Here is a 22420-nt window from a genome sequence, read left to right as displayed (position 1 = left end):
GGCAAGTCAAAAATGCCCGTCAAAGCGTCAGCGGCGCGGGTTCTGCCCGCTTCGCAGGCGTCCGCGGATCCCGCCCGATTGCCGGGCCCTTGGCCCTCGGGGAGGGGTCGGGCTCAGCCGAAGACCGACCAGCCGGTGAAGCGGGCCAACCGTTCGGCGGCCTCGGTCCCGGCCTGAGAATTGCCCCAGGCGTTCAGACCCGGCGACCAGATCGCCACCGAGGCGCGCCCCGGCACGGCGATCAGGATGCCGCCGCCCACGCCGGACTTGCCCGGCAAGCCGGTGCGGAAGGCGAAATCGCCCGAGCCGTCGTAATGCCCGCAGGTCATCATCAACGCGGCGATGCGGCGGCGCTTGGCCTCGGTCATCAGCATGGGCGCCCCGGGCAGCCCCGCGATGCAGCGCCCGGCCAGCGCCAGTTGGCGGGTGGTCATCTCGATGGCGCATTGATGCACGTAGGTGCCCAGCACCCGCTCGGGCGCGTTGCGCAGGTTGTCGAAGCTTTTCAGGTAATTGACCAGCGCGGCATTGCGATAGCCTGTGGCGGCCTCCGAGGCGGCCACGGCCTTGTCGATATGAATGTCGTCCTCCTCGGCGGCGGCGCGCACGAAGCCGATGATCTCGGACAGCGCCTCGCGCGGGGGGCGCCCGGCGAGCAGCTCGTCGGTGGTGACCAGCGCGCCGGCATTGATGAAGGGGTTGCGCGGCCGGCCCTGCTCCTGTTCCAGCAGCAGGATCGAATCGAACCGGTCGCCCGAGGGCTCGCGCCCGACGCGCGACCACAGGCTGTCGCCGATCCGGTTGAGCACGCAGGCCAGCGCGAAGATCTTGGAGATCGACTGGATCGAGAAGCGCGTGTCGCATTGCCCCGCCCCGGTGACCGAACCGTCGGCGCGCACCACCGAGATGGCGAATTGCGCCGGGTCCACCCCGGCCAGTTCGGGGATGTAATCGGCCACCCGGCCCCACTCGCCGCGCGCGCGCAGCTCGGCATCGAGCGTGTCGAGAAAGGCGGGCAGGCGGTCGGGATCGGTCATGAAGGGCGCTCCGCGGCAGGCGGGCGCAGGGTGCGGGGCGCGCTGCGCAGGGTCAAGCCCGGGGCGCGGTCGCGCGACCGGCCCGGCGGGGCGCGGGGGGCGGCGGCGTCGCGCCGTGAGTATTTGGAAAGAGAAGAAGCCCTGGGGCGCATTTCGGGGTTTGCGGTGCCTGCGACCGCCACATACTGTGCGGCCATGGCCGATCCCCGATTCATTCATCTTCGCACCCATACCGAGTACTCGCTGCTGGAGGGCGCCGTGCGGCTGAAGAAGCTGCCCGGGCTCTGCGCCGATATGGGCATGCCCGCCGTGGCGGTGACCGATACCAACAACCTGTTCGCCGCGCTGGAATTCTCGGTCGGGGCGAGCGGGGCCGGCGTGCAGCCGATCATCGGCTGCCAGGTCGATCTGCGCTACCTGCAGCCGCAGCCCGGCGAGCGGCCCAAGCCGCCCGCGCCGGTGGTGCTGCTGGCGCAGAGCGAGACCGGCTACGAGCACCTGATGAAGCTCAATTCCTGCCTCTACCTGCGCAGCGACGGGGCGCTGCCACATGTCACGCTGGAGGAGCTGGAGGCGCATTGCGCGGACGTGATCTGCCTGTCCGGGGGGCCGGACGGGCCGGTCGGGCGCCTGCTGCAGGCCGGCGGGCGCGCCGCCGCGCAGACCCTGATGACGCGGCTGGAGGCGATGTTCGGCGACCGGCTCTATGTCGAGCTGCAGCGCCATCCGGGCGAGGATGGCCAGCTGCCCGAGGCCGAGCGCCTGACCGAGCGCGGCTTTGTCGAGATGGCCTACGAGATGGGGCTGCCGCTGGTCGCCACCAATGATGTCTATTTCCCGCAGGCCAAGATGTACGAGGCGCATGACGCGCTGATCTGCATTGCCGAGGGCGCCTATGTGGACCAGAACGAGCCGCGCCGCCGGCTGACGCCGCAACATTACCTCAAGACGCCGCAGGAGATGGCGGTGCTGTTCGCCGATCTGCCCGAGGCGCTGGAGACCACCGTCGAGATCGCGAAACGCTGCGCCTTCATGGCCTACCGGCGCGACCCGATCCTGCCGCGCTTCGCCGATGACGAGGTGGCCGAGCTGCGCCGCATGGCCAACGAGGGTCTGCAGGCCCGGCTGGCGGTGATCCCGCACGCGGTGAGCGTCGAGGAGTACCAGGCGCGGCTGGATTTCGAGCTGGGCATCATCGAGGGGATGGGCTTTCCCGGCTACTTCCTGATCGTGGCCGATTTCATCCAGTGGGCCAAGGATCACGACATCCCCGTCGGACCCGGGCGGGGGTCGGGGGCGGGCAGCCTGGTGGCCTATGCGCTGACCATCACCGATCTCGACCCGCTGCGCTACTCGCTGCTGTTCGAGCGTTTCCTGAACCCCGAGCGGGTTTCGATGCCCGACTTCGACATCGACTTCTGCATGGATCGCCGCGAGGAGGTGATCCGCTACGTGCAGGACAAGTACGGCCATGACCGGGTGGCGCAGATCATCACCTTCGGCGCGCTGCTGTCCAAGGCGGCGGTGCGCGACGTGGGCCGCGTGTTGCAGATGCCCTTCGGGCAGGTGGACCGGCTGTCCAAGATGATCCCGGTCGAGGGCGTCAAGCCCGTCAGCATCGAGAAGGCGCTGAAGGACGAGCCGCGCCTGGCCGAGGAGGCCCGCAACGAGGAGGTGGTCGACCGCCTGCTGACCTATGGCCAGCAGGTCGAGGGGCTGTTGCGCAATGCCTCGACCCACGCCGCGGGGGTGGTGATCGCCGACCGGCCGACGGATGAGCTGGTGCCGCTCTACCGAGATCCGCGCTCCGACATGCCGGCCACGCAGTTCAACATGAAATGGGTCGAGCAGGCCGGGCTGGTCAAGTTCGACTTCCTCGGGCTGAAGACGCTGACGGTCATCCAGAACGCGCTGGACCTGATCCTGAAATCCGGCCGCCCGCTGCACGTGGCCGCCGACGGGACCGAGCTCTACGCCCCCGCGCCGGGCGGCGAGAACCAGATGAACCTGATCCCGCTGGACGACGAGGCGACCTACAAGCTCTATGCCGCGGCCAAGACGGTGGCGGTGTTCCAGGTGGAAAGCTCGGGGATGATGGATGCGCTCAAGCGCATGAAGCCCACCTGCATCGAGGATATCGTGGCGCTTGTGGCGCTCTACCGGCCCGGCCCGATGGAGAACATCCCCACCTATTGCGAGGTCAAGAACGGTCAGCGCGAGATCACCTCGGTGCATCCGCTGATCGACCACATCCTGGAAGAGACGCAGGGCATCATCGTCTACCAGGAGCAGGTGATGCAGATCGCCCAGGTCATGGCGGGCTACAGCTTGGGCGGTGCCGACCTGCTGCGCCGTGCCATGGGCAAGAAGATCAAGGAGGCGATGGACGCCGAGCGGCCCAAGTTCACCAAGGGCGCAATGGCCAACGGGGTGGACGAGAAGAAGGCCAAGGAGGTCTTCGACCTGCTCGAAAAATTCGCCAATTACGGCTTCAACAAGTCGCACGCCGCGGCCTATGCCGTGGTCAGCTACCAGACCGCCTGGCTGAAGGCGAACCACCCGGTGGAGTTCATGGCCGGGGTGATGAATTGCGACATCCACCTGACCGACAAGCTGGCGGTCTATTTCGAGGAAGTCCGCAAGGGGCTGGAGCTGCCCTGGGTGCCGCCCTGCGTGAACCGCTCGCAGGCCATGTTCGATGTCGAGAAGGGCGAGCTGGTCTATGCGCTGGGCGCGCTCAAGAATGTCGGTGTCGACGCGATGCAGCTGGTGGTGCAGGGGCGCGACGGCCGGCCCTTTGCCACGCTGTTCGACTTCGCCCGCCGGGTCGATCTCAAGCGGATCGGCAAGCGGCCGCTGGAGATGATGGCGCGGGCGGGCTGTTTCGACCAGCTGGACCGCAACCGGCGCCGGGTCTTCGACAGTCTCGACGCGCTGGTGGCCTATTCGGCGGCGATCCACGAGCAGAAGGCCAGCGCGCAGGTCTCGCTGTTCGGCGAGGCGGGCGAGGACCTGCCCGAGCCGCGCCTCTCGCCGGTCTCGGACTGGCTGCCGGCCGAGCGGCTGGCCGAGGAGTTCAAGGCGGTGGGCTTCTACCTGTCCGGCCATCCGCTGGACGATTACATGCCCAGCCTCCGGCGGCAGGACGTGACCACGCTGACCGCGCTGACCGACCGCGCGCAGGGCGGCCCGCTGGTCGCCAAGCTGGCCGGCGTGGTGGCCGGTCGGCAGGAGCGCAAATCCGCGCGCGGCAACCGCTTTGCCTTCTGCCAGCTCTCCGACCCGACGGGCGCCTACGAGGTCACGCTGTTCTCGGAGACGCTGGAAAAATCGCGCGAGTTCCTCGAGACCGGCGCCAAGGTCGTGGTCACGGTCGAGGCGACGCTGGAGGCCGACCAGCTCAAGCTGTTGGGGCGCAGCGTGGCGCCGGTGGATGCCGCCATGGCCGGCGCGGTGCCGGGCGGGATCCGCATCTTCGTCGATGCCGAACAGGCGCTGCCGCAGATCGCCTCGGTGCTCAGCCGCGCGGCCGAGCAGATGCCGCGTGCCGCGCGTGGGCCGGTCCACCTGTGCCTGAGCCATCACGGCCTGCCCGGCGAGGTGGAACTGGACCTGCAGGCCGATTTCCCCGTCACGCCCGAGGTCAAGGGTGCGGTGAAATCGCTGGACGGCGTGCTGGCGGTCGAGGATTTCTGATGCCCCCCGGCGGAACGTCGCGTTCCGCCGCCCATATCCCTCTGCGCGCTGGACCCGCCCCCGGCCCGGTGGATAGAAGGGGGCGTTCTGGGAAGGAGTGGGGCGCATGCGGCCTTGGGTGTTGATCGGTCTGGCGGTTCTGGCGGTCTCGGCCTGCGGGGACCCGTTGCGGGACGTGCCGCGGCTGCAGGACGTGGAGGTGGCGGACGAGACCGGCCGCGCCGAGGCCTTGCCGGCCGAGGAGGCGCCCGAAAGCGTGGTCGACACGCCGCCCGAGCCGGCCCCCGCGGCCGAGCGTCCGCGTGGCGGGCTACTGGGCTTTCTGCGCCGGCAGGCCGATGCGGGGCGCGACAGCGCGCCCACGCCTGCGCCCGAGCCGACCGTGGCGGCCCAGCCGGCCCCCGAGCCCGAGGAGACTGCGCCCGACCCGGCGCCGCGCCGCGGGCTTGCCGCGCTGTTCGGCGGCGGTGGCGGGGGTGGCGGGCGCGCGCCCGAGCCCGGCGCGCCGGATTACCGGCAGGTGCCGCTGGGCACGACCCTGCCCTATGGCGAGATCGCGCGGGTCTGCGACGTGCCCGAGCGCCGGCTGGGCCGCAAGGTCAACGCCTATCCCGAGAGCGGGCGGGGCGGCTACACGCTCTATGACAGCGCGCCGGACACGACCGGGCAGCGCAGCTTCTACCTGACGGGGTTCGGCGATGGTTGCGCGCGCCAGTTCTCGGCCGCGCTGGTGCTGTTCGGCGCGCCCTCGACCTACGAGCAGATCCGCTACGCGGCCGGCGGCGCCGGCCAGCCCACCGCCGAGACCGATATCGCCTATGAAGAGCTCAAGAGCCGGGTCTGCCGGGTGGGCCGCGGCCAGCCCTGCGGCGACCGGATCGGCCGGCTGGAGCGCAACACGGTCTTTGTCAGCGTGTATGAACGCTTTGGCAGCAATGCGCGCTGGAAGAACATCCTGCTGCATGATGGCGAAGTGGTCGCGCTGGACATGAAGAGCTGAGCGGGCCCGTCTGACGGCGCTCGTGCCTGCGGCACCTCGCCCCGCCCGCCGTCCCGCAGACCACCTGGCCCCGGCCGCGGCTCAGTAATGCGGCGGGCGCTCGTCGCCCAGTACCAGCCCGCCGCCGCCCTCGCTCTCGCGCTCGGCCTCGCGCGCCATCAGCAGCGCGACGCGGCGGGTCAGCCGCTCGATCTCGCGCTGCTGGACGACCACCGTGTCCGAGAGGTCCTCGAGGCTGCGTTCAAGGAAGGCCAGCCGGGTTTCCAGCGCGTCGCGATCGGTGGACATGGGCACTCTCCCAGGATTGCGGGTGGCGGCCCGGACATCGCCGGGGCGGGTCGCTTGCTCCCGCGGTTGCGAATGGGTACAGGGTGCGCGAGGCAATTCCAAGGCGGATCCGACCCATGGCCAAAGTGAAAAAAGCCCCGCGGCCCAAGGCCCAGACCCCCAAGGGCTTTCGCGATTATTTCGGCGCTGAGGTGGGCGAGCGCAAGGCCATGCTGGACCGGATCGCCGCGGTCTATCACCGCTACGGGTTCGATGCGCTGGAAAGCTCGGCCGTCGAGACGGTCGAGGCGCTGGGCAAGTTCCTGCCCGACGTCGATCGCCCGAACGAGGGGGTCTTTGCCTGGCAGGACGAGGACGAGACCTGGATGGCGCTGCGCTATGACCTGACCGCGCCGCTGGCGCGGGTCTATGCCCAGCACCGCAACGATCTGCCGCTGCCCTATCGGCGCTATGCCATGGGCCCCGTCTGGCGCAACGAGAAGCCGGGCCCGGGGCGCTATCGCCAGTTCTATCAATGCGATGCCGACACGGTGGGCGCGGCCAGCGTGGCCGCCGATGCCGAGATCTGCGCGCTGCTGGCCGACTGCCTCGAAGAGGTCGGGATCCCGCGCGGCGACTACGTGATCCGGGTCAACAACCGCAAGGTGCTGAACGGCGTGCTGGAGGCCACCGGCGTCGCCGACGAGGGACAGGCGGCCGCCGTGCTGCGCACCATCGACAAGTTCGACAAGGTGGGCGAGGCCGGGGTGCGCGAGCTTCTGGGCAAGGGCCGGCTGGACGCCTCGGGCGCCTATATCGACGGGGTCGGTTTGAGCGAGGCGCAGGCCGCGCCGGTGCTGGCCTTCCTCACCTCGCGTGGGGCCGACACGACCGAGACGCTGGCCAACCTGCGCGACGCGGTGGGCGACAGCGCCGCCGGGGCCGAGGGCGTGGACGAGCTGGCGCAGATCGCCGATCTGCTGACCGCACAGGGCTACGGGCCCGACCGCATTGTCATCGACCCCTCGGTCGTGCGGGGGCTGGGCTATTACACCGGGCCGGTCTTCGAGGCCGAGCTGACCTTCGAGATCCTCGACGAGAAGGGCCGCCCGCGGCAGTTCGGCTCGGTCGCCGGTGGTGGGCGCTATGATGATCTGGTCAAGCGCTTCACCGGGCAGGTCGTGCCGGCCACCGGCGTGTCGATCGGCGTCGACCGGCTGCTGGCCGCGCTGCGCGAGAAGGGCCGGGTGGGGGGCACCCCGCAAGGCCCCGTCGTGGTGACCGTGATGGACCGCGACCGCATGGCCGACTATCAGTCCATGGTGGCCGAGCTGCGCGCCGCCGGCATCCGCGCCGAGGTCTACCTGGGCAACCCCAAGAATTTCGGCAACCAGTTGAAATACGCCGATAAACGTCACGCGCCGGTCGCCGTGATCGAGGGCGCGGAGGAGAAGGCGCAGGGCGTGGTGCAGATCAAGGACCTGGTGCTGGGCGCGCGCATCGCCGAGAGCGCCAGCCTCGAGGAATGGAAGGAACGACCCAGCCAGGTCGAGGTGCCGCGCGACCAGCTGGTGGCCCGGGTGCAAGAGATCCTGGACGGCCAGGCATGAGCCTTTCGAAGATCACGGCCAAGGCGCAGGACCTGCGCACCGCGTTCGAGGCAACCGGCGCGCAGGCGGTGGAATGCGCCGTTCTGCAGCCCGCGGCCACGCTGCTGGACCTGTACGGCGAGGATATCCGCACCCGCGCCTATGTCACCTATGACCCGGTGGCGGGCGAGGTGATGCTGCGGCCCGATTTCACCGTGCCGGTGGTGCAGATGCACATGGCCGAGGGGGCGGAGCCCGCGCGCTATACCTATGCGGGCAAGGTCTTTCGCCGGCAGGAGGAGCATCCCGAGCGCGCCTCGGAATATGTGCAGGTCGGCTACGAGGTCTTTGACCGCAGCGATCCGGATGCCGCGGATGCCGAGGTTTTCGCGCTGTTTTTCAATACCTTGGCGCCTTACGGGCTGCGCGCGGTCACGGGCGATATCGGCATCCTGATGGCCGCGGTCGAAGGGTTGGGCCTGTCCGGGCGCCGGCGCGCGGCACTGCAGCGCCATATCTGGCGGCCGCGGCGGTTTCGCGCGTTGCTGGAGCGTTTCGCGGGACAGGCGCAGGTGCCGCCCTCGCGCGCGGCACTCCTGGCCGCGGTGGACCCGATGGCCGGGGCCGGACCGCTGATCGGCATGCGCTCGCAGATGGAAATCTCGCAGCGAATCGAGGCACTTAGGGAAGACGCGCAAGAGCCTGCCCTGTCGGGCGAACTGGTCGCGCTGGTCGAGGCGTTGCTCAAGGTCTCGGAATCCTGTCCCTACGCGCTGGAGCGGCTGCGCGATATCGCGGTGGACCTGCCGGCCATCTCGCCGGCGGTGGAGCGGTTTTCGCGTCGCTGCGACGCGCTGGAGGCGCGCGGCGTGGACGTGGGCGCGCTGGGCTTCGAGGCCAGCTACGGGCGCAGCTCGATGGAGTATTACGACGGCTTTGTCTTCGGATTCGTTGAACCTTTTCGGCCCGACTGGCCAGTGGTCGCGTCCGGTGGCCGCTATGACGCGCTGACCCGGCAGCTGGGGCAGGGGCGCGAAATCCCGGCCGTGGGCGGGGTGATCCGCCCGGGGCTGCTCTGCGAGCTGGAGGCCGCGACATGAGCGTCAAGCTGGGCGTGCCGTCCAAGGGACGGCTGATGGAGAAGACCTTCGACTGGTTCGGCGCGCGCGGCGTGGGCCTTGCGCGGACCGGGTCCGAGCGGGAATATTCCGGGGAAGTTCAAGGGCTTGACGGGATGGAGCTGGTGCTGCTGAGCGCCGGTGAGATCCCCCGCGAACTGGCCGCCGGGCGTATTCATCTTGGCGTGACCGGCACCGACCTGGTGCAGGAGAAGCTGGCGCAATGGGACCAGAAGGTCGCGCCGCTGGCCGAGCTGGGCTTTGGCCATGCCGACCTGATCATCGCCGTGCCGCAATGCTGGGTCGATGTGGACACGCTGGACGACCTGGACGCAGCGGCCAGCGCCTTTCGTGCGCGCCATGGGTTCCGGATGCGGATTGCCACGAAATATCATAGGCTTGTGCGGGATTACCTGCATCGCGGCGGGGTCGCGGATTACCAGCTGGTCGACAGCCAGGGCGCGACCGAGGGCACGGTGAAGAACCTGACCGCCGAGGCGATCGCCGACATCACCTCGACCGGCGAGACGCTGCGCGCCAACCATCTCAAGGTGCTCTGCGAGGAACCGGTGCTGCGCAGCCAGGCGACGCTGTTCCGCAGCCGCACCGCGCCGCTCAGCGATGCCGAGCGCGAGACGCTGCGCGACCTGCTGGACCGGATGTCGCTGGAGTGAGCGGTGGCCAATCTGCCCGTTTCGTACGAAACGGGCAGCGTTTCCGTCATTTCGGGCAGAACTCTGGCCGGGGTGCGTCCGATAGATAGGGCGCCATGACGGCGGCGATGTCGACCCGCGCGCGCAGCCGGGTGGCCAGCAGTACGATGCCCGCCAGCTTGCGCTGCAGGAACAGCGCGTCCATCGGCGGCACCTCGGCAAAGCCCTGCTCCATCCCCAGCCGCTCGCCCTCGCGCCGCATCCGGTCGAGCAGGGTCGTGTCGCCGAAATCGAACACGCCGCCCTGCAGCGCGCCCGAGACCAGCGCCGTCATGCGCAGGATCGTCTCCTGCTGCGCGGCCGGCGTTTCGGGGCGCATGTATCCGATATCATACAGCGCGTTGCGGATCGCTTCGCGCTCGCCCTGGGCCGTGGCGCGCATCAGCCTGCGGAACCGGTCGACCAGCGCGGCGTCAAAGCTGCGCGCGGCGCCGAAATCCAGCAGCACGGTGCGGCCACTGTCGGGGTCGTGGAAGAAATTGGCAAAGTTCGGATCGGTCTGCACCTGCCCCCAGTCGAAGACCTCGCGCAGGTAGAGACGGATCAGCCGGGCGGCGACGCGGTCGCGGGTGGCCTGGTCGGTCTCTTCCACCGTCTCGATCGGCCGGCCCGGCATGTAATCCATGGCCAGGATATCGGCGGTGGACAGGTCGGCATGCGGGCGCGGCAGGGCGAATTCCGGGTCGTCTGCCAGCAGGTCGGCGAAACGGGTCAACTCGCGCGCCTCGCGGGTATAGTCGGCCTCTTCATGCAGCTGGGTGCGGGCCTCGTCCAGGAGCGGCGCAAGGTCGAGCCCGGCGGGCACAAGGCCGGAATAGCGCATCAGGGTGCCCAGATTGGCCACATCGGCATCGATCGCGGCGCGGATGCCGGGATACTGGATCTTGAGCGCCAGTTCGCGCCCGTCCTGCGCCACGGCGCGATGCACCTGCCCGATCGAGGCGGCGGCCACCGGGCGCGGGTCGAATCGGCGGAAGCGCTTCAGCGCGTCGGGCCCGTATTGGTCCAGTAGCACGCGCTTCAGCTGGGCCGGCGGCATGTGATGGGCGTCGGCGCGCAGCCGGGCGAGGATCTGCGCCAGCTCGGGCGGCACGAGGTCGCCCGATTCCATGGACAGAAGCTGGCCCAGCTTCATCGCGGCACCGCGCATCCGGGCCAGCTCGGAAGTCAGGCGCTGCATGTTGGCGGGGGTCAGCAGCATCTCGCGCGGGTCGGGCCGGCGGCCCGAGGCCAGCGCGCGGGTGGCGCCGGGCAGCATCCCGGCCATCAGCCGGGCGGTCAGCGTGCCGGTCCGGACCCCGCGCGACAGGCGCGAGGACGGGACGGCGAGGGGGCGGGTCGGATCGCTCATGGCGCAGAGATAGGCGGCCCCGCCCCGGGGGCGAGGGTCAGGCGCCGATCTTGTCCTGCGTCTTCGTCTCGAAATCCGAGGCGTCGTGACGCTCGTGCAGCTGTTGCGACGGCTCGCCTCCGGTCTTGTTGACCATGGCGCCGCGTTGCACCGCCGGGCGGGCGGCGATCTCTTCGGTCCAGCGGATGACGTTCGTGTAGGTCTTCACGTCGAGGAACTCGCCCGCGTCGTAGGACAGGCCCTGCACGGTGCGCCCGTACCACGGCCAAATCGCGATATCGGCGATGGTGTAGTCGTCGCCGGTCATGAAGCGGTTCTCGGCCAGGTGGCGGTCCAGCACGTCCAGCTGGCGCTTGACCTCCATGGCGAAGCGGTTGATCGGGTATTCCATGGGGTAGGGCGCATAGGCGTAGAAATGGCCGAAGCCGCCGCCCAGATAGGGCGCGCTGCCCATCTGCCACATCAGCCAGGACAGCATCTCGGCGCGCTTCTCGCCATGGGCGAGGAAGGCGTCGAATTTCTCGGCCAGGTGCATCAGGATGGCGCCGGATTCGAAGACGCGCAGCGGTGTGTCGCCGGAATAGTCCATCAGCGCCGGGATCTTGGAGTTGGGGTTCACCTCGACGAAACCCGAGCCGAACTGGTCGCCCTTGCCGATGCGGATCAGCCAAGCGTCGTACTCGGCCTCCGAATGGCCGGCGGCGAGCAGCTCTTCGAAGAGGATGGTCACCTTGACCCCGTTCGGCGTGCCCTGGCTGTAGAGCTGGAACGGGTGCTTGCCGCGGGGCAGCTCGGCATCATGGGTGGCGCCGGCGATGGGGCGGTTGAGGCTGGCCCACTGGCCGCCATTCTCCTTGTCCCAGGTCCAGACCTTGGGCGGGGTATAGCTGTCGGTCATCTGTCGCGTCCTTCCTGTCTGCTGCGGCGCAAGGTAACCATGGCGGGCGGAAATGCCAGAGGGGGCGCGATGACGGATGCGAGACGGCCGGTGGCGCTGGTGCTGGGCGCGGCGGTCTGGCCGGGCGGCGTGGCCTCGCCCAGCCTGTCGCGGCGCGCGCTACACGCGGCGGATCTGTGGCATGCCGGCCACATCGGTGCCATCATCGCAAGCGGCGGAGAGGGGCGTCACGGACCGGCCGAGGCCGAGGTGATCGCGGGGCTCTGCCATGCCGCGGGCGTGGCGCCTGAGGCGCTGCACCTGGAGCCCCGTGCCACCACGACCGAGGAGAATATCCGCCTTTCCCTGCCGCTGCTCGAGGCGCTGGGACACCCGCCCGTGGTGCTTGTCACAGAGCGCTATCACGCGCCGCGGGCGCTTCTGGTGGCGCGGCGGGCGGGCCTGTCGGCGCGGGCCGACTGGCCGCCTGCCACACCCTTGCCGTCGCGTCGCGCACTAAGCCTGCGGTTGCGTGAAGCGGGCGCCTTTGCGTGGTACGCGCTGGCCGGGAAGGGGCGCTGAGCAGGGGGCAGGCCGGGGCCAAAGCGTGGACCGGTCCACCAAGAAAATGCCTAAGCCTCTGGATTCGCTCTTGTGCGATCTGAACCGGCTGGTTTATCCGATCGGCATAAGAAACTCGAAAAACGCTGAGGCAAATATGAGCAAGTGGTTTGTGGCCGCCCTGTGCGGTATTGGTTGTGCTATGCCTGCGGTTGCGCAGGAATTCTCTCATTCAACGGCAATCGGGCTGGGCTATTCCTCGGTCGACGTGCAGGGGCTGACGGCGGACGGCTTCTCGCTCGAGGGGGAAAGCGTGCTGCGCTTCGGCCGTGTCTCGACCAAGGTCGACCTGGGCTGGAACCAGCTGGAGGACAATGGCGGCGAGCTGACCCAGATGGCCTTCCACGTGGCGCCGACCTACTGGGTGTCGCAGAATTTCGGGCTGGGCGCCTATATCGCCAAGGACAATCTTGACCTGGGCGGCGGGCTGGACACCGACCTGAACAGCTACGGCGTCGAGGGCACGCTGCGTTTCGGCCGGTTCGAAGGCGCGGCCTTCCACGGCGAGACCGAGATCGACAACCTGGCCAATATCGTCGAGGTCAAGGATACCGGCCTGCGCATGCGCGCCGATCTTGGCCAGAATGTCAGCGTCTGGGGCAGCGGCGTGTGGTCGAATATCGACATCGCCGGGCTGGGTGACGTGGATGCGCGCAGCCTTGGCGCCGGGGCCAACATGGCCTTCGGCTCGGGCTTCGACGCCTTCGTCAGCTACCAGATGAGCGCCATCGACAATACCGGGCTGGACTCCGACACCAAGGCGGTGGGCCTCAGCTACACCACCAACCTCGGCACCCAGTCGGTGGTGTTCAGCGGCGAATACGCCTCGGCCACCGGCCGCTCGCCGATCGGCTCGCTGGATGGCGACCGCTTCTCGATGGGCGCGACGCTGCTGCTGGGCGATGCCCGCGCCAAGCGGACCCCGGCCCATACCGTGTCGAACTCGGTCGTGCGCGGCGAACGCTCGGCCATCACCGGCCTGACCGGCTCCATCGGGTTCTGAGACCCGTTCCCACGGTTTCGCAAAGGGCGGCCCCAAGCGGGCCGCCCTTTTGCGTTCGGGGGCTACCAGTAGGCCGGATCGTCTAGGGCAGGGGCGCAGGTGGCGGGGCCTTGCAGCGGGGTGAGGGGGGTGTCGGTGAGGGACTGGCCGATCCAGCCCTCGGGCTGGCTGAGCGGGTGGGGCGGGGGCGCCATCTGCGGGGACAGCGGGCGGAACCCCAGCTTGCCGTAGAAGGCCGGGTCGCCATAGGTGATCGCGCCCTCGAAGCCCTCGGCGCGCAGGCGAGCCAGAGCCTCGGTCAGCAGCGCCTGTCCAAGGCCCTGGCCCTGCCGGTCGGGCGCCACCGCCATGGGCGAGAGCAGCATCACGCGGCGCGGATCCCCGGCATAGCGCAGCCGGGTGAAGAGCACCGCCGCGGCGGCCTCTTCCCCGTCGGGCACGGCGAAGACCCGCAGGTCGGCGGGCGGCGTGTCGGCCAGCAGCCCCTGCACCAGTGTGCCGATCAGCGCGCCCTCGTCGGCGCCCTCGGAGGCGGTGAAGGTCCGGGTGAAGAGGTCTTTCAGCGCGGTCGTGTGCCCTGCGGGAGCCGTCCAGAGCTGCATGGCAGAGCTCACAGCACGCCGATTTCGGCCAGCGCGCCGGCCAGCTCCGGCGGCAGCGTATCCTCTTCCTGCCGATGCTCGGACAGGTCGGGCGGCGCGTCCTCGGGCTTCAGGTAGCGCCAGCCCTGGAAGGGGCGCTTGGGCGCGGTGCCGGTGCGGATGATCTCGGGGTCGAGCACGATGGCGCAGCGCCGCGTGCCGTCCTGCCCGGTCACGGCATCCAGCCGGAGGATGCGCTGGCGGCATTGTACCAGCCCCTTGATGACCCAGTAGATCGAGCCGCCGGCGAGGATCTCGGTCTCGCGGCGCGGCCACATGCGGGTGACGTGGCGCGGCAGGCCGTCCTCGAAGCGGCGCGCGTAGCCGGCCTGCCAGGTGGCAAGGCTCTCGACGCTTTCTGTGCCGACGCTCAGCTTGATGAGATGCACATGATCCGGCATGGACGCCCTTCCGCTGGCCTGATCCCCCTCATCTAGGCCGCCCCGCCTGGGCGCGCAAGGGCAGGGCGGCCGCCCGACCGCGCCCCAAGACCGCACGACATCCTGTGGGGCGGATCACGGCGTCACACAAACTGTGCCTTCAATACGGCCCGGTTCTTGGCTATGCTGCGTCTTCCCCGCAGCCGGAGAATCACCGACATGACCCGCTTTGCCGCGCCCATCGCCGAACAGATCTGGGACATGAAATACCGCCTGAAAGAGGCGGATGGCACGCCGATCGACCTCAGCGTCGAGGATACATGGCGCCGCATTGCCCGCGCCCTGGCCGCGCCCGAGGCCGATCCCGACGCGTGGGAGGCGCGATTCTACGAGGCGCTGTCGGATTTCCGCTACCTGCCGGCGGGCCGCATCACCGCGGGCGCGGGCACCGACCGGTCCGTGACACTGTTCAACTGCTTCGTCATGGGCACGATCCCCGACACCATGGCCGGCATCTTCGACATGCTGAAGGAGGCCGCGCTGACCATGCAGCAGGGCGGCGGCATCGGCTATGATTTCTCGACCATCCGGCCCAAGGGCGCGCCGGTGGCGGGCGTGGCGGCGGATGCCAGCGGGCCGCTCAGCTTCATGGATGTCTGGGATGCCATGTGCCGCACCATCATGTCCGCGGGCTCGCGCCGGGGCGCCATGATGGCCACGATGCGCTGCGACCATCCGGATATCGAGGATTTCATCGCCGCCAAGGCCGACAGCGCGCGGCTGCGCATGTTCAACCTGTCCGTGCTGGTGACCGATGCCTTCATGGAGGCGGTCAAGGCCGACGGTCCGTGGGAGCTGCGCTTCGGCGACCGGGTCTATCACACCCTGCCGGCCCGCGACCTGTGGAACCGCATCATGCGCGCGACCTATGATTATGCCGAGCCGGGCGTGATCTTCATCGACCGCATCAACGAGGCCAACAACCTGCGCTATTGCGAGACGATCAGCGCCACCAACCCCTGCGGCGAGCAGCCCCTGCCGCCCTATGGCGCCTGCCTGCTGGGCTCGGTCAACCTCGCCCGGCTGGTGCGCGACCCGTTCGAGGCGGGCGCCGATATCGACGCCGACGAGCTGGCCGAGCTGGTCGCCTGCGCCGTGCGCATGATGGACAACGTGGTCGACGCCTCGCGCTTTCCGCTGCCGCAGCAGGCCGAGGAGGCTCGCGCCAAGCGCCGGATCGGGCTGGGGGTCACGGGGCTCGCCGATGCGCTGCTGATGGTCGGGCTGCGCTACGGCTCGGAAGAGGCGGCGGTCCGCACCGAGGCCTGGCTCAAGGCGATCGCGCGCGCCGCCTACCTGACCTCGGTCGATCTCGCGCGCGAGAAGGGGCCCTTCCCGCTCTTCGATGCCGAGCAGTACCTCGCCTCGGGCACGATGATGGCCATGGACGAGGATGTGCGCGAGGCCGTGCGCGAACACGGCATCCGCAACGCGCTGGTCACCTCGATCGCGCCGACGGGGACGATCTCGCTCTATGCTGGCAACGTGTCCTCGGGGATCGAGCCGGTCTTTGCCTACAGCTACACCCGCAAGGTGCTGCAGAAGGATGGCAGCCGCACCGAGGAAGACGTGATTGACTACGCCGTGCAGATGTACCGCGCGAAACACGGGCCCGAGGCCGAGCTGCCGTCCCATTTCGTCAACGCGCAGGTTCTGGCGCCCGAGGAACACGTGCGCATGCAGGCCGCCGCCCAGAAATGGGTGGACAGCTCGATTTCCAAGACGATCAATTGCCCCGAGGACATCTCCTTCGAGGCCTTCAAGGAGGTCTACCTGCTCGCCTATGAGACCGGCTGCAAGGGCTGCACCACCTACCGGCCGAACGAGGTGACGGGCAGCGTGCTGAGCGTGGCGGAGGAGAAGAAGGCGGAGTTGCCGGATCTGAATTCGGCGGCCGAGCGTTTGAAATGGATCCAAGAAAGAGCGGGATATGCAACTCAAAGGGAGTTCGCCGAAGCAGCAGGTGTATCCACGACCCGTCTCAACAACTGGATAACCGGTGAAAGGAATCTGCCGCCTGAGATGGCGAAGAAAGTCGCCGACATTTGTGGTGTCCCCGCAAGTTGGATCTTGTTTGGCCAAGAGAAAGCCCCCGAAGTCGCCGCCACCACCGCGGCCGAACCGCTCCAGCCGCATGGCGACGTGGTCTACATGTCCGAGCCGCTGGACCGGCCGCAGGCGCTGGAAGGGCAGACCTACAAGCTGAAATGGCCCGACAGCGAGCATGCCATCTACCTGACGATCAACGATATCGTCGTTGGCGGGCGTCGCCGGCCCTTCGAGGTCTTCATCAACTCCAAGAACATGGAGCATTTCGCCTGGACCGTGGCCCTGACCCGGATGATCTCGGCCGTGTTCCGCCGCGGCGGCGATGTCAGCTTCGTGGTCGAAGAGCTCAAGGCCGTCTTCGACCCGCGCGGCGGCGCCTGGGTGCAGGGCAAGTACATCCCCTCGATCCTCGCCGCGATCGGCGGCGTGATCGAACGCCACATGGTCGCGATCGGCTTCCTGGAAGGCGAGGGCATGGGCCTGAAAAGCGACCCCCAGGCCCAGGTCGTCGGCCTCGACACCCCCCGCGGCAAGGCCTGCCCCAGCTGCGGCCAATACGACCTGCGCATGATCGAAGGCTGCCTCACCTGCGCCTCCTGCGGCCATTCCAAATGCGGGTGAGGGGGCTGGTTGGGCTTATTTATTTTGACCACCAATTCATGGCCATCGGCGGGCTTGAAAGGTCCATTCCGCAGGCAATTGAGGTCAATCGGGCGTACGCGCCCGTTTTTCCGTTATTTCGACCATTTCGCGCATGAAGGCGCTTTCGGCTCTGTCCTGAGGGATATGGACACCGGAAACGGGCGACAGAAACGGTTCTCGGAATTTTTTTGGGGGCTCGATCGAGGCCGGTAGCGCTGTTGGTCCGGAGGCGCGCCTCCGCTGCCTTTCCCAGTGGAAGAGTACTCCAGCGGCCGTTCCAAAGACTTGCCGAGTATTCGATGCGCGATACTGACAGGTATTGGCCCGAGGAAAGAAAGGCATGAAAAAAGGGCGACTTTCGCCGCCCTTCTCCGAAGTGCCTAAGGGTTTTTATGGTGATCGCCAGCGCCGCAATGCGCCGTCGATGCGCGCGTAGGCCTGGATGGTCTCGTGCTTCGAGTGACGGCCATCGCAGAACTGATGGCCGTAAATGTCTGCGCGGGTGTCTTCGATCGTGTAGCCGAGCGCGAGAAACGCCTCGTGTGCCGCCTCGGTCAGCCGCGCGGGGTGGCTTGGCGAGGTCATGACGGTCACTCCGGCGATCTCCCGTCCGATCTGGGTGTAGTGACGATCCACCCACACGTGGACACGAGACAGACCGTGCTTCTCGATGAGCCACAGCGTCACGTCGCAGATGTCCTGCTCCATCCCGAACTGATCGGGATGGACGCTCAGGCGGCGCTGGCGCGCCAGCTGAAGGACACAGCATGTCCCGGTCTCACTCGGCATGAGGGAACCGTGCGAGCAGCTCGCTGACCCGCGCGCCATGCCACCGGGTTATGTCGGAGGCTGGCAAGCCCCGCTCATGGCGGATCCGGTCGAGCGAGGACGGTGCCTGGTCGGCCAGGATGCGACGGATGTCGCGGAGGGCGACCTCGACGGCATGTGTCTCCGGGATCGGCTGCCCGAAGGCACCATGCAGATCGCAGAGCGCCGCGAACCCGCTCGGATCATCGAGTGCGTCGAGCAGGTCGCAGAGACTCGCGCCGTGGCGGCGTAGGTGCTGCTCTACCGCATATGATGCGCCGAGACGGGCTTCGGCAGTGTCGAGGGTTGTGGTGTTGAGCATGTTGATCTCCCTTCATGCGGTGCGGAAACGGTGCTGGGTGCCTGATTCATCGGCGTCATTTTCCGTCGCAGGGAGATGATTGGGCGGTAGCAGGGTCCTTTCGGCTGGTTGCGAAGGCTGGTCTTGGGTGCTGGTGAAGAGAACATTGGTCGTTCTTTTGGATGACGAAGAAGAAATCTGCCCAGTGCTTGAGATTTTTTTGGCGGCCGCCAAAGATGTCCCGAGACGGTTGACGGCCGGGTATCGGACCTTGCGTTGGTCCGACGGCAGGACGCCGGCCATGCAAACCCTGCATGGCCGAAGCCACTCTTCAGGCCGCGTCCTGAGCCAGGAGGGCGAGCGCCAGGGCGTCCCGATCATCATCCATTTCTCCGATCTCGACCAGAAGATCGTAGAGCCGGTCAGTCAGCAGGCAGAGCTCTTCCACTTCGGGACTGGCAGGGTCGAGGAGCATCCATGACGACAGGTCAGGCTCGAACGCGTCGATGACCGGGTCGAGAGATAGGAGCCGATGCAGATCGACGAGCCTGCGCCGCGTCGCCCGATTGAGGCGCGACGCTTCGCGCAAACCGGACATGAGGCGCAGGACGCGCGTCGTTCCGAATCCATCGTCGATCAGCCCGGCGGCGTTGCACAGGGCGGCTCCGTGCTCTTCGAAAAAGTCCCGCACTGGGGCGAGTTGCGGATCTGCGGACAGGGTCTTCGTTGGGAGCTTGCGCAGCATGGTGGTCCTCCTATTGGTTGTGCGTCATCTGCCGGTCGTGGCAGCATCAAGCCTGTCCGCTTTTCTTTCCCGATCTTCCCTCCTTGCTCCTGCTTGCGTCGATTGACCGTTGTTCTCGTCTCTCGATTTGGAGATTGGCCAGCCGCCCGCAGCACGAAGAAAAAACTTCAGCTCTCTTCGGCCGTGAGGAGAGTCCTCTGCCAGGGTCGTCAATCGGCCCCATGACGCCGAATGACGACCCTGGCCCAAAGCGCTGTGGCACCCCGGCCAGAGAGCGGCGTCCCCGTCCGCACCGGACACCTTCTCGGGAGCGTTGAAAGGAATCTCGGAGAACCGCCTTCGCGAGGTCTGGGCAAATAACCTTGGGTCATCGGCTGCAAAAAAGTTTCTGTTTGAACTCGATGGTTCCATTTCTTCGTCATGACGGAAGGAATGAAGATGCCGTCCGGGACCGCACGATGAGCGAAGAGAAAGGAGGCAGCGACATCCAGAACCACTGGACGCTCGTGAACGGTGTTATGCATCACCGAAAATAGCAGCGCGCTGCGGGGACCTGATCAGTCCCCAGAGGTGGTGGTATCCGCGTGAGCGGAAGCAACGACGTGCATCCCTGACAAATTCCCATGCCATCCGTCAGAGCGGGCTGCCTCGGCAGCCTTTGCGATCCCGGCCGCTGACGGGAGACGACCACGAGCGCGGCGGCGCTCGTTTCTATTTGCCAGAGGAAAAGCCCCCAAAGCTGATATCGCTACTCAAATTTCCGACAAGACTGGATGGCAACTGCGGGCGCGACGATCCCGGATCGTCGACGCGCACAGCGCTGCGTCATATTTGCCGGCGATATGCTTCGCGGCCGCTCCGGGCGGGCGGATGGGCACGGCGTGCTATTTCGGAAGCTGCCGCTGCTCGAGCGTCTCGTCGTTGCCATCGGATTTCATGGCGTCGGCGATGAGGTGATTCACCGTCTCGTCGAAATACGCCGTTACCTCGCCGTAGAGGGTGCGGAACTCTGCGGCGACCGTGCGTTCGAAACCGGCTTGCCGCGCCCGGACCATGACCGTGGTGCGCCGTTGCCGGGGATAGCGATAGGGTCGCACCCCGTGCTTGCGGCAGAGCGCCACGAAGATGCGCACCGACCAGACATCCGGCAGGGAGTACTGCAGCTCAATCTCCGGGTCCGCGTCGTCCGCGGTTCCGACATCCAGCCTGGCCTGAAGCCGGTCCCGTGCCGCACCGGCCGCGGCCCGTTCGCCGGGGGTCGCGCCCTGGGCGAACAGGCGCTCGAGCTTGGCGAGTTTCTCGCGGATATCCCCGTCGCTGGTCATGTGACCGCTCCCGTCCTGCGCAGGCCCGATGGCCAGATCACCGACGAAAGGTCAACCAGATCGGCCCCGTCGATGTGGGCCGCCCAGAGGCGGTCGGCTCTTCATCCCGGAACCGCGCTGTGTCAGTCTCGACAGGACAAGAGGACGACATGGCCCGAAGCACGACTCACAAATGGGCCTTCAAGCCCGGCATGCGCGCGGGCGCATTCGGCTGGCGCGGCACGGCGAAGGCCACCGCGCGGCTGAAGGCGGCGACGCGCGAGATCAAGGCCGTGCGGAAGAGCGATCCCGTCGCGGCCGGCGAGGGCGTCATCGCGCTCGCGGAACGCATCTGGCCAGCCTTCGAGCATATCGACACCTCCTCCGGCGCGCTTGGCACGGCCGTGGCGCGCAGCCTCGAAGACCTCGCCCCGATCCTGATCGACGCCCCGGCGGATCACACCATGCGCGCGGCCTGGGCGGAGCGGCTGCGCAGGGCCATTCTCGACGACGGCGTCGACTACCTCGCCCCGCTCGCCGACCGCTTCGGCGAGATCGCGCAGGTTCCGTCGGTGATCAACGACCACGCGGATCGCGATCTCGACCTGATCTCGGCCGCATGGGCGGATCACGCCCGCTTCTCGCATGTCCCGAGCGCCACGTTGACCCTGTCCTGCCTCCTTGAGGCGGGCCGTCACGACGCGTTGCTTGCTCTCGTGGACAGCGCCAGGACGCGGCTCTGGTTCTATGAGAAATTCGCGGCCGAGGCGCTTCTCCGACAGGGACGCGAGGCCGAGGCGCTGGCGCGCGCCGCGGCGCTGCTCGACGGGGAACGCATGCCGCCGGGTTATCGCGCCATTGCGCAGTTCTGCGAGACCCTCCTGATCCGCCAGGGCAAGGCGGACGAGGCCTATGCACGCTATGGCGTGCCGATGACGGCAGGCGGCACGTGGCTGGCGATGTGGCGCGACCTGGTGAGGCGCTACCCGGACAGGGATCCGCGTGGGGTTCTCGAGGACCTGATGGCGTACCACGGTCGCAAGGGGAAATGGTTCGCGGCCGCGAAGACCGCCGGATATCTCGACATCGCCCTCGACTGCGCCGCCGACCACGAGGCCGCGCCCGCCACGCTGACACGCGCCGCCCGGGACTTCGCGCAGAAGGACCCCGCCTTCGCGGCAGGCGTGGCCCTGCATGCCATAGAGCATCTGCTCGCCGGCCGAGGCTACGACGCCTCCCCTCTCGACATCGACAACGCGGCCGCGCACCTCATGACAGCCGTCCGACGGATCGACCGCACGGCCTGGGCACTGGACCAGTTGCGCAGGATCGCCGACGACGGAAGCGGAGAAGACCTGATGGTCAAGCGATTGCGACCGCTGATCGCGCGGTTGGAGGGAGAGGTCGGTGCCGGAGCAAACTCGTGAGCGCGACCGGCCCGAACCTGCTGTCCATCGACCGATCGTGATGCTGAAGCGTTCCCTTGAGTTGCGACGAGCAACGCGCGTCTTGCAGCGGGGATGGTTCAACCAGGTCATGGTTGGATCGTATTCGGTAGCCTTGGCCACACCTTGATCGGGTTGTGCCGACACTTATCCTCCGAACAGCGAGGGACGGGAGCATATGTGGGTATTCTTGAAACGGATGGCGGCGCTGGCCGGTTTCGTGGCCGCGCTGTGGATCATACAGACCGTCAACTGGGCAACCGGCTACGGTCTCAACGCGGGGCTCGGCCTCATTCCGAGGAGGGTCAGTGGGCTTGATGGCGTCGTCGGCATGCCGTTCCTGCATGGCAGCTTCGCGCATCTGACGGCGAACACGGCGCCCTTGCTGGTGCTGGGCGCGCTGCTGGCGGCAACCGCCACGCGCGGCCTCATGGCCATGAACGTCATCGTCGTCGGGCTCGGAGGCTTGCTGGTGTGGCTGCTCGGCAGCACGGGCATCCACATCGGCGCATCCGGGTTGGTTTTCGGGTGGGTCGGCTTTCTGATCGCGCGTGGCCTTGTCGACCGATCGGCTGTGACACTTGGCGCGTCGTTTCTGGTGGTTGTGCTCTATGGCTCGATCATCTGGGGCGTGCTGCCCGGTCAACCCGGCGTTTCCTGGGAGGCACCCCGGGGTGTCCGTCGTCAGATAATTTGGGACGCTTGAGCGCTTTCCAGACTGGAGGCTCTGGCTCACCGCTGGTTGATGTTACGCGTTTGCAGTTTCGTGGCGCA

At 67.8% G+C, this 22420-nt stretch carries 20 protein-coding genes; 10 read left to right on the top strand and 10 right to left on the bottom strand.

Features of this window, described 5'->3' with window-relative positions; genetic code table 11:
- Positions 1 to 113 precede the first annotated feature (113 nt).
- Positions 114 to 1037 (bottom strand): glutaminase, encoded by a 924-nt coding sequence (locus AVJ23_RS15210; RefSeq protein ID WP_058863071.1) that lies wholly within the window; start codon positions 1035 to 1037, stop codon positions 114 to 116.
- A gap of 195 nt (positions 1038 to 1232) precedes the next feature.
- Between AVJ23_RS15210 and dnaE the strand changes: the two genes are divergently transcribed.
- Positions 1233 to 4733, top strand: a complete 3501-nt coding sequence (dnaE, locus tag AVJ23_RS15205; RefSeq protein WP_058863070.1) for a DNA polymerase III subunit alpha — start codon at positions 1233 to 1235, stop codon at positions 4731 to 4733.
- A gap of 106 nt (positions 4734 to 4839) precedes the next feature.
- Positions 4840 to 5733: a hypothetical protein gene (locus AVJ23_RS15200; protein WP_058863069.1), complete on the top strand. Its 894-nt coding sequence runs from the start codon at positions 4840 to 4842 to the stop codon at positions 5731 to 5733.
- An 81-nt stretch (positions 5734 to 5814) separates the two neighbouring features.
- Here the strand turns inward: AVJ23_RS15200 and AVJ23_RS15195 are convergent, their stop codons facing one another.
- Positions 5815 to 6021, bottom strand: coding sequence for a SlyX family protein (locus AVJ23_RS15195; RefSeq protein ID WP_058863068.1), 207 nt, complete (start codon positions 6019 to 6021; stop codon positions 5815 to 5817).
- A gap of 116 nt (positions 6022 to 6137) precedes the next feature.
- Here AVJ23_RS15195 and hisS point away from each other — a divergent pair, with 116 nt between their 5' ends.
- From hisS to hisG, 3 genes are read left to right on the top strand one after another with little or no spacing between them, the layout of a single operon-like run.
- A complete protein-coding gene (gene hisS / locus AVJ23_RS15190; protein WP_058863067.1) occupies positions 6138 to 7610 on the top strand; it encodes a histidine--tRNA ligase in 1473 nt (490 codons plus the stop codon).
- The gene (locus AVJ23_RS15185) at positions 7607 to 8689 is read left to right on the top strand and encodes an ATP phosphoribosyltransferase regulatory subunit (RefSeq protein ID WP_058863066.1); all 1083 of its coding nucleotides are present in this window, start codon (positions 7607 to 7609) and stop codon (positions 8687 to 8689) included. The genes hisS and AVJ23_RS15185 overlap by 4 nt, the downstream gene beginning before the upstream one ends.
- Complete coding sequence (hisG, locus tag AVJ23_RS15180; protein WP_058863065.1) at positions 8686 to 9381, top strand: ATP phosphoribosyltransferase; 696 nt, start codon at positions 8686 to 8688, stop codon at positions 9379 to 9381. The genes AVJ23_RS15185 and hisG overlap by 4 nt, the downstream gene beginning before the upstream one ends.
- A gap of 46 nt (positions 9382 to 9427) precedes the next feature.
- Here hisG and AVJ23_RS15175 read toward each other — a convergent pair whose 3' ends face one another.
- Entirely contained in the window at positions 9428 to 10771 is a 1344-nt protein-coding gene (locus tag AVJ23_RS15175) for an ABC1 kinase family protein (RefSeq protein ID WP_058863064.1), read from the bottom strand.
- A gap of 37 nt (positions 10772 to 10808) precedes the next feature.
- Positions 10809 to 11669 (bottom strand): glutathione-dependent disulfide-bond oxidoreductase, encoded by an 861-nt coding sequence (yghU, locus tag AVJ23_RS15170; RefSeq protein WP_058863063.1) that lies wholly within the window; start codon positions 11667 to 11669, stop codon positions 10809 to 10811.
- 69 nt (positions 11670 to 11738) lie between these two features.
- Here yghU and AVJ23_RS15165 point away from each other — a divergent pair, with 69 nt between their 5' ends.
- The gene (locus AVJ23_RS15165) at positions 11739 to 12230 is read left to right on the top strand and encodes a YdcF family protein (RefSeq protein WP_058863062.1); all 492 of its coding nucleotides are present in this window, start codon (positions 11739 to 11741) and stop codon (positions 12228 to 12230) included.
- Positions 12231 to 12411: 181 nt separating this feature from the next.
- Entirely contained in the window at positions 12412 to 13272 is an 861-nt protein-coding gene (locus AVJ23_RS15160) for a hypothetical protein (RefSeq protein WP_058863061.1), read from the top strand.
- Between the two features lie 62 nt (positions 13273 to 13334).
- Here AVJ23_RS15160 and AVJ23_RS15155 read toward each other — a convergent pair whose 3' ends face one another.
- Both AVJ23_RS15155 and AVJ23_RS15150 read right to left on the bottom strand, forming a co-directional pair.
- Positions 13335 to 13874 carry a GNAT family N-acetyltransferase gene (locus tag AVJ23_RS15155; protein WP_058863060.1) on the bottom strand — a complete coding sequence of 180 codons (540 nt, stop codon included), beginning with the start codon at positions 13872 to 13874 and terminating at the stop codon, positions 13335 to 13337.
- 8 nt (positions 13875 to 13882) lie between these two features.
- Positions 13883 to 14314 (bottom strand): DUF1489 family protein, encoded by a 432-nt coding sequence (locus AVJ23_RS15150; RefSeq protein ID WP_058863059.1) that lies wholly within the window; start codon positions 14312 to 14314, stop codon positions 13883 to 13885.
- Positions 14315 to 14512: 198 nt separating this feature from the next.
- Here AVJ23_RS15150 and AVJ23_RS15145 point away from each other — a divergent pair, with 198 nt between their 5' ends.
- A complete protein-coding gene (locus AVJ23_RS15145; protein WP_058863058.1) occupies positions 14513 to 17023 on the top strand; it encodes an adenosylcobalamin-dependent ribonucleoside-diphosphate reductase in 2511 nt (836 codons plus the stop codon).
- Positions 17024 to 17434: 411 nt separating this feature from the next.
- Here the strand turns inward: AVJ23_RS15145 and AVJ23_RS15140 are convergent, their stop codons facing one another.
- From AVJ23_RS15140 to AVJ23_RS15125, 4 genes are all read right to left on the bottom strand, one after another.
- Positions 17435 to 17833 (bottom strand): hypothetical protein, encoded by a 399-nt coding sequence (locus AVJ23_RS15140; RefSeq protein WP_058863057.1) that lies wholly within the window; start codon positions 17831 to 17833, stop codon positions 17435 to 17437.
- Positions 17823 to 18173, bottom strand: a complete 351-nt coding sequence (locus tag AVJ23_RS22860; protein WP_157772683.1) for a hypothetical protein — start codon at positions 18171 to 18173, stop codon at positions 17823 to 17825. The genes AVJ23_RS15140 and AVJ23_RS22860 overlap by 11 nt, the downstream gene beginning before the upstream one ends.
- Positions 18174 to 18483: 310 nt before the next feature.
- Entirely contained in the window at positions 18484 to 18897 is a 414-nt protein-coding gene (locus AVJ23_RS15130) for a hypothetical protein (RefSeq protein ID WP_058863055.1), read from the bottom strand.
- Positions 18898 to 19781: 884 nt separating this feature from the next.
- Positions 19782 to 20222: a hypothetical protein gene (locus AVJ23_RS15125; RefSeq protein ID WP_058863054.1), complete on the bottom strand. Its 441-nt coding sequence runs from the start codon at positions 20220 to 20222 to the stop codon at positions 19782 to 19784.
- Between the two features lie 149 nt (positions 20223 to 20371).
- Here AVJ23_RS15125 and AVJ23_RS15120 point away from each other — a divergent pair, with 149 nt between their 5' ends.
- Together AVJ23_RS15120 and AVJ23_RS15115 are read left to right on the top strand one after the other, a co-directional pair.
- The gene (locus tag AVJ23_RS15120; protein ID WP_058863053.1) at positions 20372 to 21628 is read left to right on the top strand and encodes a hypothetical protein; all 1257 of its coding nucleotides are present in this window, start codon (positions 20372 to 20374) and stop codon (positions 21626 to 21628) included.
- A 217-nt stretch (positions 21629 to 21845) separates the two neighbouring features.
- Positions 21846 to 22352, top strand: a complete 507-nt coding sequence (locus AVJ23_RS15115) for a rhomboid family intramembrane serine protease (RefSeq protein WP_240484670.1) — start codon at positions 21846 to 21848, stop codon at positions 22350 to 22352.
- Positions 22353 to 22420 lie beyond the last annotated feature (68 nt).

The organism is Pseudoponticoccus marisrubri (assembly GCF_001482405.1).
In the GTDB taxonomy this organism is placed as follows: domain Bacteria; phylum Pseudomonadota; class Alphaproteobacteria; order Rhodobacterales; family Rhodobacteraceae; genus Pseudoponticoccus; species Pseudoponticoccus marisrubri.
Note: the sequence above shows the minus strand (reverse complement) of the source record. Positions and strands in the feature narration are given on the sequence as shown.